General features: G+C 44.9%; 11 protein-coding genes. 9 read left to right on the plus strand and 2 right to left on the minus strand.

Annotation, left to right across the window (positions count from 1 at the left end; translation table 11 throughout):
* The first annotated feature begins 44 nt into the window (after positions 1-44).
* Positions 45-446 carry a lysozyme inhibitor LprI family protein gene (locus CZ794_RS05840; protein ID WP_087040740.1) on the plus strand — a complete coding sequence of 134 codons (402 nt, stop codon included), beginning with the start codon at positions 45-47 and terminating at the stop codon, positions 444-446.
* A 78-nt stretch (positions 447-524) separates the two neighbouring features.
* Here CZ794_RS05840 and CZ794_RS05845 read toward each other — a convergent pair whose 3' ends face one another.
* On the minus strand, positions 525-2,243 hold the full coding sequence (locus tag CZ794_RS05845) for a proline--tRNA ligase (RefSeq protein WP_087040741.1): 1,719 nt from the start codon (positions 2,241-2,243) through the stop codon (positions 525-527).
* A gap of 559 nt (positions 2,244-2,802) precedes the next feature.
* On the opposite strand from CZ794_RS05845, the gene CZ794_RS05850 reads away from it, so the two are divergent.
* Complete coding sequence (locus tag CZ794_RS05850; protein ID WP_087040742.1) at positions 2,803-3,561, plus strand: DUF4230 domain-containing protein; 759 nt, start codon at positions 2,803-2,805, stop codon at positions 3,559-3,561.
* Between the two features lie 42 nt (positions 3,562-3,603).
* Here CZ794_RS05850 and CZ794_RS05855 read toward each other — a convergent pair whose 3' ends face one another.
* Positions 3,604-5,217: a deoxyribodipyrimidine photo-lyase gene (locus CZ794_RS05855; protein WP_087040743.1), complete on the minus strand. Its 1,614-nt coding sequence runs from the start codon at positions 5,215-5,217 to the stop codon at positions 3,604-3,606.
* Positions 5,218-5,406: 189 nt separating this feature from the next.
* On the opposite strand from CZ794_RS05855, the gene CZ794_RS05860 reads away from it, so the two are divergent.
* The 7 genes from CZ794_RS05860 to CZ794_RS05890 all read left to right on the plus strand — a co-directional run bounded on the left by CZ794_RS05860 (position 5,407) and on the right by CZ794_RS05890 (position 13,467).
* Entirely contained in the window at positions 5,407-6,090 is a 684-nt protein-coding gene (locus CZ794_RS05860) for a phosphoribosylanthranilate isomerase (protein WP_179207256.1), read from the plus strand.
* Positions 6,091-6,246: 156 nt separating this feature from the next.
* Positions 6,247-7,449, plus strand: a complete 1,203-nt coding sequence (trpB, locus tag CZ794_RS05865) for a tryptophan synthase subunit beta (RefSeq protein ID WP_256958892.1) — start codon at positions 6,247-6,249, stop codon at positions 7,447-7,449.
* Between the two features lie 113 nt (positions 7,450-7,562).
* Complete coding sequence (trpA, locus tag CZ794_RS05870) at positions 7,563-8,387, plus strand: tryptophan synthase subunit alpha (RefSeq protein WP_087040745.1); 825 nt, start codon at positions 7,563-7,565, stop codon at positions 8,385-8,387.
* Positions 8,388-8,752: 365 nt separating this feature from the next.
* Positions 8,753-9,706, plus strand: a complete 954-nt coding sequence (accD, locus tag CZ794_RS05875; RefSeq protein ID WP_179207259.1) for an acetyl-CoA carboxylase, carboxyltransferase subunit beta — start codon at positions 8,753-8,755, stop codon at positions 9,704-9,706.
* A 186-nt stretch (positions 9,707-9,892) separates the two neighbouring features.
* Entirely contained in the window at positions 9,893-11,251 is a 1,359-nt protein-coding gene (gene folC / locus CZ794_RS05880) for a bifunctional tetrahydrofolate synthase/dihydrofolate synthase (protein WP_087040746.1), read from the plus strand.
* A gap of 245 nt (positions 11,252-11,496) precedes the next feature.
* Positions 11,497-12,645, plus strand: coding sequence for a LysM peptidoglycan-binding domain-containing protein (locus CZ794_RS05885; protein ID WP_087040747.1), 1,149 nt, complete (start codon positions 11,497-11,499; stop codon positions 12,643-12,645).
* A gap of 291 nt (positions 12,646-12,936) precedes the next feature.
* Positions 12,937-13,467 (plus strand): DUF2726 domain-containing protein, encoded by a 531-nt coding sequence (locus CZ794_RS05890; RefSeq protein ID WP_087040748.1) that lies wholly within the window; start codon positions 12,937-12,939, stop codon positions 13,465-13,467.
* Positions 13,468-13,496: the final 29 nt, after the last annotated feature.

A 13,496-nucleotide genomic window follows, 5' to 3' on the forward strand; every position in this document is an offset into this window, starting at 1 on the left:
CTTATAATCAATAGGCTTTATCTATATGAGATCAGGAGGCAGACATGAAGCTAATGACGAACGCTTTAATGGTGGCGGGGACAGTCGCTTTGCTGCTTTCTACTGCAATATCAGCACAAGCAGCATTTGTAGAAAACGAATATATCTGTGAAGATATATATATGGAAAAGGCTTATGATTGCGCTAACAACGCCGTTATAATTGAGAAAAATCGACTTAATAACATCTATAATCGTGCTTATCGTCGTTTGAATAAAGTACAGCGGCAGCAGTTGGATACAGAGCAACTTGCATGGTTAAAAACACGCAATGATAAGTGTTATTTTGAACATGATGGCCCAATGAACAATACCATAGTGTATGCCCAGATTGGAGCGAATGTTTGTACCGCGACTGAGACTCAAAAGCGTAGTAAGGCCATTGCCAAAAGATACAACATTCAATAGAGTGTTCTTACCAATAAAAAAGCGCCTACCTCATTCGATGAGATAGGCGCTTTTTGGTTAAAGGTTTTAGCAAACGAATTATTTACCGCTTACCTTTGCCAGTACTTCTTCACGGCTCAGCATTTGCTTCTCTGTTTCGCGGCGATTGACGTATTCGTACTTATCTTCCGCAAGATTACGATCAGAGACAACGATGCGATGTGGAATGCCGATAAGTTCTAAATCTGCAAACTTGACACCTGGACGCTCATTACGGTCATCAAGCAGCACATTGACACCTTGCGCTTTTAACTCTTCATAAAGCGCCGTTGCTGTTTGCATGACATTTTCTTCTTTTGACTTCATTGGGATGATAGCCACTTCAAAAGGCGCGATAGAGTCATTGACGGTTGGCGTGGTTGGCCACATGATACCGTTTTCATCGTTGTTCTGCTCGATAGCAGCGGCAATGATACGGCTAACACCGATGCCATAACAGCCCATCATAAGCGTTACTGGCTTACCATCTTCACCTGACACGGTACAGTTTAGCGCTTGTGAGTATTTATCACCCAATTGGAAGATATGACCCACTTCGATACCGCGTTTGATTCTTAGGCTGCCTTTGCCGTCAGGAGAAGGGTCACCTTCTTGAACATTGCGGACATCGACAATCCGAGTAATATTGGCATCGCGTTCCCAGTTTAGACCAACAGTGTGCTTATTCACCTCATTAGCACCAGCGACAAAATCAGACAAGGCCGCAGCCGAGCGATCAACGAATACCGGCATATCTAAGTCAACACCGATATATCCTTTGTGCAGACCCGCAACCTTCAATTCTTCATCAGACGCCAAAGTCAGTGGCACGTTGGCCTCTTCGATTTTTTCAGCTTTGATGGTATTGAGCTGATGATCACCGCGTAAGACGATCGCAATCAGTTGTGGCTCGTTGTCTTCTGTATGACCGTGTACGATCAAAGTTTTGACCGTTTGTTCTAAAGGAATGTCTAAATGCTCAGCGACCATCTTACAGGTGGGCATATTCTCTGTTAAGACGTCTTCGTGTTCTCGGCTAGGCGCTTGACGCTCAGCGGTGCTTACTGATTCAGCCAGCTCAACATTGGCTGCGTAGTCAGAAGCGTCTGAGAAAGCGATATCATCTTCACCGCTATCCGCCAATACATGGAACTCATGAGAAGCAAAACCACCGATGGAACCAGTGTCTGCTTGTACGGCACGGAAATCTAAACCCAAACGAGTAAAGATGCGTGTGTACGCTTCATACATGTCGTGATAGGTTTGTGCCAATGATGCTTGATCAACGTGGAATGAATACGCGTCTTTCATGGTAAATTCGCGCGCGCGCATCACACCAAAACGTGGACGAATCTCATCACGGAATTTACTCTGAATTTGAAAGAAACTGATTGGCAGTTGTTTATAGCTGCGCAGCTCGCCTTGAGCAAGATTGGTGATGACTTCTTCATGAGTAGGACCGAGTACAAAATCACGATCATGGCGATCTTTGAACCGTAATAGCTCAGGGCCATAATCATCAAAGCGTCCTGTCATCTGCCAAAGCTCTGCAGGCTGAGTCATCGGCATCAGTACTTCTTGCGCACCCACGTTTTGCATCTCTTCACGAACAATACGTTCAACTTTTTGTAAGACGCGCAGCCCCATGGGCAGCCAAATATATAACCCAGAAGCAATCTTACGAATAAGACCGGCACGTACCATCAATTGGCTTGAGGCGATATCGGCATCACTTGGGGTTTCTTTTAGTGTGGCAAATAAAAATTGACTGGCTTTCATAAATAAAGCGTAACCTTATCAACGATAAAAATAAGAAATAAGAGGATGTTGAGCGTCTGGCTAACTGTTTCGTCGCCGCCGCAAGCTTACCGTCATCACTTAGTAATAATCTGGGATGTGTCTTAGCGACTAAAATGCTTGTAAGAAAAGCATATGAACAAAACCGCTCTAATGAAAGAGTGGCGAACATCTGATTGATGTATCAATATATTGAGCCGTTATAAAAATCATCTGTAGGGCGAATACCTATCAAATAAATCTATACCGACATTTTATCAACGCAATCTGACTATGTTAGGTAAAGTTGCTCTAAGACGCAATGACTTTTTGTTTTTTCAAAGCGAACATGGCTCAGAGACGCTAATAAAGTCCCAATAACTCGATTTTTATCAGTTCTAAATCGATTGATCACATGCTTTAGAGTGAAAATTTGATGAGTAATTATGTAAAGTATTTGTACCTGTTACTTGAAGTTATTGCTCGAACATAGCATTTATTGCTTAGATTGTTACTTATCACGATGTTATAGAAATAAACGCCACATTCTAAGGTAGCTTATATGAACAAGTCTGATAATCGCTCTTCTATCAATAATAATGCCCCTAATACGTCACAAAAAAGACCAATCGCTCTACTGTCATGGATAGTATTGCTGATTGGTTTGGCAGCAATCGTATTTGCTATTTATAGTGTTCAGAATATAACAAAAGAAGAACCGATAGAAACCATCACTCGTGAGGGCGTGGTTACCCAGATACAGCAGCTCAATCGCTTACAAACGGTTGCGTTCAGTGTAGATACCGTCATTACCAGTAAGCGCCCAGGAAGTTGGATGAAGCTGTGGCAAGATGAGCAAAAGGGGCTGTTTATCGCACGTGGTCGCGTACAAGCAGGAATCGACTTGAGTGCCTTGACGCCTGAGATGGTTCAGGTAGTACAGCCTGAGCCCTCTAGCGCTGACCAGAACACACAGACAGACAGTGTAACGAACGCAGCTGCTGTTATGCCAGCAATCAATATTACATTGCCACCGTCAGAGATATTTGCGGTTTATTTGGATGATATCGAAATTTATGATTGGCAAACAGGTGCGTTTGGCATGATGCAAGTCGATCCAAAAATCTTAGCCCAAGCACAGAGCATGGCCAAAGAAGAAGTTTTGGAGCGTGCTTGCCGCGGTGATGTGATGAATATGGCGCTAAAAAATGCACAGACACAGTTACAGCAACTGTTTGCTATGACAGGCGCAGTCGTGACCGTCACGACCCAAGGCGCAGGGGCGTGCCAATTACCAGTAGCTTCATCAGCAAACGGTTAAACCATTTGCTGATGCGATTAAAGGTTTGCTTGGACGAGGTTGTTATTTTTTAAACTCAGCAATGGCAAGCTCGCGCGCTTTTTTGTGTTCAACCATCGGTAGAGGATAATCAAGGCTGGCAAACTTACCCCCTTTACCGAGCGCCTTGCGAAGTTTTTCTTCTGAATGCAGGGTACTATTAGGGACATCTTTTAACTCAGGTAACCAAGTCTTGATAAATATTGCGTCAGCATCATGCGTCTTGCCTTGGCTAAAGGGGTTCATAATACGGAAGTAGGGCGCAGAATCCGTACCCGTCGAAGCGCTCCATTGCCAGCCGCCGTTATTAGAAGCAAAATCACCATCTATAAGCTGCTGCATAAAGTAGCGCTCGCCCCAGCGCCAATCAATCAATAAGTCTTTGGTCAAGAACATAGCCGTCACCATCCGCAAGCGATTGTGCATAAAGCCAGTGGTATTGAGACTTCTCATGGCAGCATCGACCAAGGGCACACCAGTGTTACCTGTACACCACGCCTTAAAATCCTCATCACCATAAGACCAATTGATACGTTTATCCGTGTCATCCTTGTAAGCTTGATGACGGATCAGCTCTGGCTTATCGACCAGTACATGACGATAAAAATCACGCCATGCCAACTCACTTATCCAGCGATTGATGTCTTCATTGTCACCGTCATTGCCGTGCAGTTTTTCTTGCGCTTTATGGGCTTGTAGATAACAAAGTCTTGGACTAATAGTACCAATCGTGAGGTAAGCAGATAACTGACTAGTGGCATGCAAGCTAGGTACATCGCGTCCCACATCATAATCATTAATGTCCTCAGCAATGAAACGTTCCAGTTGCTGGCAAGCCGCTTTTTCACCTGCAGGATAGGCATCGCGAGCGTGTTTAAGCTGCTCCACGCTATCTATGTGCTGTAGTGCTTCTGCGTCTTGCAAGGTTTTTTGATAATCCTTGACCGTATTTTTGCAAAGACGCTCTATCTCTTTCACAGTGTTTGCACTGGTTTTTGATAAATGCACATCAATATCATCATTGTCTTTAACAGCTGGCGCGTCATGTAGCTGTATATCGCCCACATCCACTGTGTGACGCCACTTTTTATAAAATGGCGTGAATACTTGATACATGGTGTCATCATTAGTGGTGATGCTTTGCGGTGGCAAGATACATTGGTCGTGCCAGCGCACAAACTCGATATCGTCTTTTGCCAGTTGTTTGGTTAATTGCTCATCACGGTCGATCTCATTGCCTTCGTATTCATGATTTGCCATGATGCAGCTGATGTGGTTCTTTTGACACAAGGTTGTCAAGACATCGACACAGTCAGCAAAGCTTGGAGCAGGGTGGACGATAAGGGTGATATTTAATTGATCTTGTAGCGTTTTTGCCAGTATTGGCAAGGTGCGGGCAATATGATCGACTTGTGCAAGCGAGGTATCATGTGCTTGCCACTGCTTAGGCGTCAAAAAAAACACAGCACTGACTTGAGCGTTGTCTGTCGCGGCTTTTTCACACAATGCCGTCAAAGCCGTATTGTCATGGAGCCTTAGATCACGGCGGAACCACATCAAGTAATGAGGCGAGGCTGCGCTCGTGTTTTTATCATTATTATGGGTCTTGCTTGCCGCTTTTGATGCTGTCTTAGACATTCAAATAACCTTATGTCAATCATAAACAAAATTAGGAATAAAAGTATGCTAGGATAAGTTTTTGGATGCAATGGATTTGCCATTTGGTTAACAAATCATCATCATACTTAATCTATCGCGCTCACGAGTTATAGTGGTCGTGAGCCAATGGTTAAACGGCATTCTGAGAGTTCTATTTAAGGTCATATCATGCACGTTAAGTTTTGCGGTTTTACCCAGCTTAGTGATATTCAGACTGCGGCACAATTGGGTGCTGATGCAGTCGGTTTGGTGTTTTATCCACCAAGTCCGCGTGCGGTGACGCCTGCACAAGCGAAGCTGCTTAGCGCTTCTGTGCCTGCTTTTATGAGTGTGGTGGCGTTGGTTGTAAACATGCCAAAAGACGAGTTGATAGAGCTGGCAAACACCGTACCTTTTGATATCATTCAGTTTCATGGTGACGAAACGCCTGAGCAATGTGAGCAGCTGGCAAGCAGTGTCAATAAGCGCTGGATGAAAGCCTTACGTATCAATGCTGAGCAGCATACGCCCGATAGCGTTCGCGCCCAGATTGACAAATTTGCAGCAGCAGGTGCCAGTAGTATCTTATTGGATGCTTATCACCTCGCTGCTTACGGTGGAACAGGACAGCGCTTTGATTGGAGTTTGATACCAAAAGACAGCTCGCTGCCAATTATCTTGGCGGGTGGACTGGATGCCGACAATGTCGCTGCGACATTAGATCTGCCTATTTATGCGGTCGATGTCAGTGGCGGTATTGAGCAAAACAAAGGCAAAAAAGACCCTGCCAAAATGCGTGCCTTTATGAAAGCGGTCAAACGTGACCGATGGCAAAACGCGACGCTTAGCGAACCTTCGAACCTGAGTAGCTAGTTCTGTATTATTCAATCATCTACTACTCACCGCATTTACTAATATTTATACTAAAAAATACCACTTATTACAGTAGGAATTATCATGAGTCATGTCGCGAACAAAGAGTTATCTACCACTGCAACGGCCATCAACACCTTTACCAATCCTGACAACGTGCCCGATTTTAACCAGTATCCCGATGCACGCGGACATTTTGGTGTACACGGTGGTCGCTTTGTCTCTGAAACCTTGATGGCCGCGCTAGAGGAGCTAGAGACGCTTTATACAAAAGTCAAAGCCGATCCAGCATTCTGGGAAGAGTATCACAATGATTTGGTCAACTACGTCGGTCGTCCAACACCGCTATATCATGCAAAGCGTTTGAGTGATGAGATTGGCGGCGCGCAAATCTATTTCAAACGTGAAGACTTGAACCATACTGGCGCGCACAAAGTGAACAACACCATCGGACAGGCACTACTTGCCAAGATGTGTGGCAAAAAACGTATCATCGCTGAGACGGGCGCAGGACAGCATGGTGTCGCGACAGCAACGATTGCGGCACGCCTAGGACTAGAATGTATCGTCTATATGGGCGCCGACGATGTTGAGCGTCAAAAGATGAACGTTTATCGTATGCGTCTGCTTGGTGCAACTGTCGTGCCAGTTACGTCAGGTTCTCGTACGCTCAAAGATGCCATGAACGAAGCGATGCGTGATTGGGTCACCAATGTCGATAGTACCTATTATATTATTGGTACGGTGGCAGGCCCGCATCCTTATCCGCTACTGGTGCGTGATTTCCAAGCGATCATCGGTAAAGAAGCGCGTATTCAGCATTTAGAAAAAACAGGCAAGCTCCCTGATGCGCTGGTCGCATGTGTCGGTGGCGGCTCAAACGCCATTGGTTTGTTCTTTGATTTCTTAAACGATCCTGAAGTCAAAATGTATGGCGTCGAGGCGACAGGTGATGGTATTGAGTCAGGTCGCCATTCTGCGCCACTAGCAGCTGGTCGTATTGGTGTGCTGCATGGCAACCGTACGTATCTGATGGCAGATGATGATGGTCAGATTCAAGAAACGCATTCTATCTCAGCCGGTCTTGATTACCCAGGCGTGGGTCCTGAACACAGCTTCCTAAAAGACATGAACCGTGTTGAATACGTGGGTTGTACTGACAAAGAATCTCTAGAAGGATTCCATGCGTCTACGCGCAAAGAAGGCATCATTCCTGCGCTTGAGTCCGCCCATGCGGTTGCTTACGCCTTAAAGCTTGCGAAAACCATGACGCCTGACCAGACCATTATCGTCAACATGTCGGGTCGCGGTGACAAAGACTTGCACTCAGTGATGAAGGCAGAAGGGATTGAGTTGTAATAGTCATTATATTGACAGGCTATGCCGCTATTATTTATAAGAAAAATCGCTTAGCGCCCTTTATGGTTTGATAAAGGGTCAGCTAAGCCACCGATACAACTTAAGAGAACATTATGACCAGAATCGAAAGCACTTTTGACACTTTAAAATCACAAAATAAAAAAGCCCTGATTCCTTATGTGATGGCGGGCGATCCAAACCCTACCATCACTGTAGACTTGCTGCATGACTTGGTTAAGCATGGCGCAGATATGATTGAGCTTGGCTTGCCGTTTTCTGACCCAATGGCAGATGGCCCTGTGGTTGCATTGGCAGGCGAGCGTGCGCTAGCAGCTGGTACAAGTACGCGTGATGCGCTAAAAATGGTCGAGGAGTTCCGTCAGAAAGACACTCAGACTCCAATTATCTTGATGGGTTATCTCAATCCTGTTGAAATCATCGGCTACGATAATTTTGTCGCCTTATGTGAGCAGTCAGGTGTCGATGGCATCTTGATGGTAGATTTGCCACCAGCAGAGGCAGGGAGTTTCACCCAGCATTTGACTGAGCATGCGATGAATGAGATTTTCTTATTATCGCCCACCACATTGCCTGAGCGCCGTGAGCAAGTACTGACTCATTGCGGCGGCTATATCTATTATGTGTCTTTAAAAGGTGTGACTGGCTCAGCCACCCTTGATACGGATGATGTGGCAACGCAAGTTCAAGCGATCAAAGCAGAAACCGATTTGCCAGTATGTGTCGGTTTTGGTATTCGTGATGCCGCGTCAGCCAAAGCGATTGGTGCTCATGCAGATGGCGTCATCGTCGGAAGTGCCTTGGTGCAGAATTTTGCTGATATAGATGGCAGTGATGCCACGGCTGTTGCCAATGCCCAGCAAAAAATCATGATCAAAATGGATGAGCTACGCGCCGCTCTTGATAGCTTAAGCGCTTAGAGTAACCTGAGTGGATTGGAAGATTATATTATAGAGATAAGATACAATTATTCAGGTGAAAAAGTAGCCGTTATTTTTATCACTAACATGTTTAATGTCGATGCCATACGACTATGAGCATTGAAAACCTTAAAGATAAAGTAACTGTGTTAAGCCATGATTAGGGTCTTTGTAAGAATGTTTATACAGACAGTAAGAAATGACTTTGCTAAACTTAGTTTACGTGTGTAAACTAACCTCACATATAAATTGTTACAGTTGCATATAAGTGCGCTTGATAACTGCTCATGTTATGACTATGTGCAACTCTTAAATCTACTCTTAGGGACAAGTAAATGAGCCAACTTGTCGATAAGCCTTTGATAATGGCGAATAATATGACTGATACGATAACAAAACCCAATGCTAGTAACGATGCTGCTCCAAGCCTTCAAACTAGCAATACGGCTGGGCAATCATGGTTTAATCGCGAGATACCAGGTATTAAGCAACAACTGACAGCACCCTTGACCGCAGTTGAGACCGAGCCATCAACAGAGTGCAGTAGCTGCCACTCAATGATTACCAATACAGCGCTGATTTTTAACTGCTATGTGTGCCCGCATTGCGATCATCATTTACCGATGAGCGCTCGTGAGCGTCTGAACTGGTTACTGGATCAAGTTAATGGCGAGCTTGGGCAAGAGTTTACTGCCAAAGATCCACTCAGCTTTGTAGATAGCAAGCCATATCCTGCGCGTATGAGCGAGGCACAGGAAAAAACAGGTGAAAGTGAAGCGCTGATTGTGATGTATGGTAAATTGCGCAATCTTGATGTTGTCACTTGTGCGTTTGATTTCCGCTTCATGGGTGGTTCGATGGGATCGGTAGTTGGTGACCGTTTTGTCCAAGCGGCCGAAAAAGCGCTTGAAGACAAAGTACCTTTGATCTGCTTTGCGGCGTCTGGCGGCGCTCGTATGCAAGAAGGCCTATTGTCTTTAATGCAAATGGCACGAACGGCTGCCGCTATTGAACGTCTCAGAATCGCTGGCATTCCTTATATTGTGGTATTGACCAACCCTGTTTATGGTGGGGTGACAGCCTCTTTAGCCATGCTAGGTGATATTCACTTGGCAGAGCCAAAAGCCATGATTGGTTTTGCTGGTAAGCGCGTGATTGAGCAAACCGTACGTGAGACATTAGAAGAGCCATTCCAACGCGCAGAGTTCCTGCTAGAACATGGTGTGGTCGATGAAGTGGTACATCGTCATCAACTGATTGATACGATTTATCGTTTGCTCGCGAAGTTATGTCATGTACCCAATCTCAATGCTCAGTAAGTAAATGAGCGCATGGCGATATGCATAACGATTGAGCGTTGTGCTACTATCTGCCAGATATATAAAACTCACGAATAGCATTTATCGTCATATTACGGTAAATGCTATTTTTTGTTTTTACCAAGCCAGTTATACTATTTTTTCTTTTTTTAGTAATTATCAAAATTCTTTATATAGGTTTTGTCCATGTCTGATTCTTTAGTTTCTTCGACGCACAATCTCAACGACCAATCTAGCCTAACAGAATGGTTGGACTATATGCAGCAGATACATGTCTCTGCAATAGACATGGGTTTGTCACGAGTGTTGCCAGTCGCTGAGTTGCTTGGTGTCGTACAATCCGCTAAAGATGATGCCTATGTGTTCACTGTGGCAGGTACCAATGGTAAAGGCTCAACCACGGCTGTTATCGCACAAGTTTGCCAAGCCGCAGGGTACAAAACGGCATTGTATCAGTCACCGCATCTGAGCGTGTTTAATGAGCGCGTGCGCATCAATGGCGAGATGGTCAGTGATCAGACATTGATTGATGCCTTTAACAAAGTAGAGGCCGCACGATTAGCGTGTGATTTGACCTTGTCGTTTTTTGAGATGACGACGCTGGCAGCATTATTGATATTCGCTGAAGCAGATTGTGATGTTTGGGTGTTGGAAGTGGGGCTAGGCGGACGTTTAGACGTGGTCAACATTATTGATCCTGACATGGCAGTGATTACCAATATCGGTATCGATCATGTCGATTGGTTGGGTGACAATATCGAAGATATCGGGGCAGAAAAGGCCGGTATTCTACGTAAAGATATTGCTTTAATTTATGGCAGTGACCAGATGCCTACTAGCGTGCAGCAAGCGATTGATAAGCATGATGCCACTTGTTATCAAGTTGGTCAAGATTTTAGTTATCGCGAACTTGACTCAAAAACATGGCAGTATAGTAATGCAGCTATTACGATGCAGCTACCTCGACCAGCATTGTCATTGATGAACACCGCCAATGCTTTGTCAGCGGTATTGGCAAGTCCCTTAAATGTCGATATGGCTGCGCTTGAGCAAGCGTTACAAACGGTCAAGCTAGCGGGCCGCTTCGATTATCGTGAGGTCAAAGCGCGTCATTGGTTGTTTGATGTGGCCCATAATGAGCATGGCGTTACGTTTTTATTAAAACAGCTATTACCACTTTGGCAGCAGCATCTGGCGCAGCAAAAGGTAGATAGTCAAACCCATCACACACCCGCAACGATTAAAATCCTGTTTTCAATGTTAGGGGATAAAGACATCGACAAGGTGGTACAGTGCCTGACTGAATCTGGTTTGCCAATCAGTGATTGGTTTATTGCCGAAATCGATTATCCACGTGCTGCCAGTACCGAGCAGTTACGAGGGATTTTGGCCAGTTATGTCGATGGCGCTCAAATACATGAATTCAATCGGTTATCAGCAGCAACTGATGCGGTGATGGATGCCAGCCAACCACAAGATCTGATTGTCGTGTGCGGCTCTTTTCATACCATTGGAGAGGCATTGTCTGCGCTTAAAATTTCATAATCTTGGTTAAAATATCCGTTAATTAATGTTAATCTTAGTATCAGCAAGATTGCAGACAGCACGAAAAATATGCTTTATAATCAAAGAGGTTTAAAAGACTGGTATGACAAGGTCTACAGAAATCTTGAGAACGGATGAATAGAATTGAGGGCAGGCACTACGAACTAAATCTAGCTACCCTGTAGTTTTGAGACGATAGCTGCGCCGCTCAATCAACCTTATTACCAACTAAGAGACGTAAACGGATGAATTTTTCGAGACAAGCCTTATTGGGCATTGGGATGATTATTGGCGGTAGCGTGATGCTATACGCCATGGCGCAACAGATTAGTGACAGTAACAAACCACATCTACCCTCAGCACTGATAGATCAGCCAAGTAGCGAACAAGAGTCTTCGCAGCCATTAACGACTGATATCGAGACCGAAAAACGTATCTTGGCACAAAAACAAAAAGAACGCGCGGCTCGCGTTGCAGAGCAAGAAATGCGTGCTCAGCAGTTCTTAACCGAACAAGAAGCTGCTGAAGCTGAAGCATTGGCGAAGGCGCGTGCTGAAAGCCAGCAATATGTGGCTAGCAATACGCCTAAGGTAGAAGAGAGTGACTCAAGCGAGTCGTCTGAATCAGCATCAGCACAGTCCACTGATGATAACAGTACCAATACATCAAACGAGGCTGCTACAAGCGCCAGCACGCGCGATCAGCAACAAGCTGCGCAAGCAAAGCAGGACGCTCAAAGACAAGCTGCTTTGAAAGAACAAGCCGCTGCTGAAAAAGTGGCAAGAGAGAAGAAAGAAGCTGAAGCAAAAAAGCAGGCTGAAGCACAAGCTGAAAGGAAGAGAGAAGCTGCGGAAACGGCTAAGGCAGAAGCTGCTAAGAATGAACCGCCAAAATCGCCTTCTGACTATCAGGTCAAAAGAGGGGACGGACTGATTAAGCTTGCACGGCAATACAACATGCCAGTAGAAGCGTTGGCGCAGGCGAATAATCTTTCACCCTCAACATCGCTACAGGTTGGTCAAAACATAACGATTCCATCGCGTAGCCAAGTACAGCGTTTAGAGCGTGAAGCGGCAGCAGCTGAGAAGTCCGCTGAAGCCAAACGTAACGCTCAGCAGAAACTTACCGAGGCTCGTAAAGAAGTAAAAGAAACCGATGCCAAAGGCAGTTTCGGCGTGCAAGTCGCCTTGGCAAACAATCAAGCCAAAGCGGATGAATTGGCAAAAAAACTACAAGCCGCAGGTTATCAGGTTAAAACCAGTCCGACCAGTCGCGGTATTCGAGTGATCGTTGGGCCTGAGCGCGGTAAAGTCGCAGCGTTGGCACTAAAAGATAAAATCAATAGTGACCCTAAACTGAATGCATCGGAAGCTTGGGTTTTATACTGGCGCTAATCTATACGCTGATAGACTCGTTTAAAGCAACAGACAATATTTTGACCATGCTCTTATAGCCGATTATCTTTTATTTTTTATGACTGAACACGACAGCTGCTGTCGTGTTTTTTACGTTAGTGTTTGCTGCTTGGCGTAAGCTTAGCTAGGATAAGCATTAATTTCTTTGTTTTTCTCCGTATCGCTGGTCAGTCTATAAAGGCTGACCAGTTGTGACTGGTTTACTACGAAAGGCCTTTCACAAGGTCATGGTAGATCGTCAGTCACTTTCATATTGTATAAGGTAAAACCATGTCATTTGGCGTTATATTTTTAATATTGGCAGTTGGCTTTTTGGGGCTGATTACATTACCAAAGCTGTTATCAAGACGTCAAAACTTGGAGCCTGATCCAAAGCCTGTACGTGGTGATGAGTTAGAGATTTGGCCATTTGTGCCTATGCCGATTATGACTGACACCGAGGTTATCTTTTTTAACAAGCTAAAAAATGCCTTACCCGAATATCATATCTTTGTCCAAGTGCAGCTATCACGTATCATTGAAGCCAATAGCGATGAAACCTCTGAGCGTAGCTTTTGGTTCAATCGTATCTGTCGTCAAAGCGTTGATTATGTGATTGTCGATGTGGATGCGCAGACGACATTACTGGCGATAGAGCTTGATGACTGGACGCACAGTAGTAAAGCACGTCAAAAGGCTGATGACAAAAAAGATAAGGCGCTTGCTAGTGCAGGTATTGCTATCGTTCGCTTTCATGCTGAACGTATGCCCAGCGCCGATATGCTCAGGTATGAGCTTATGCAAGTGATTGAGACTTATTAAGCCAGTAAGTATTTATTGTTGCATGAATT

The organism is Psychrobacter sp. JB385 (assembly GCF_900163785.1).
Taxonomy (GTDB): domain Bacteria; phylum Pseudomonadota; class Gammaproteobacteria; order Pseudomonadales; family Moraxellaceae; genus Psychrobacter.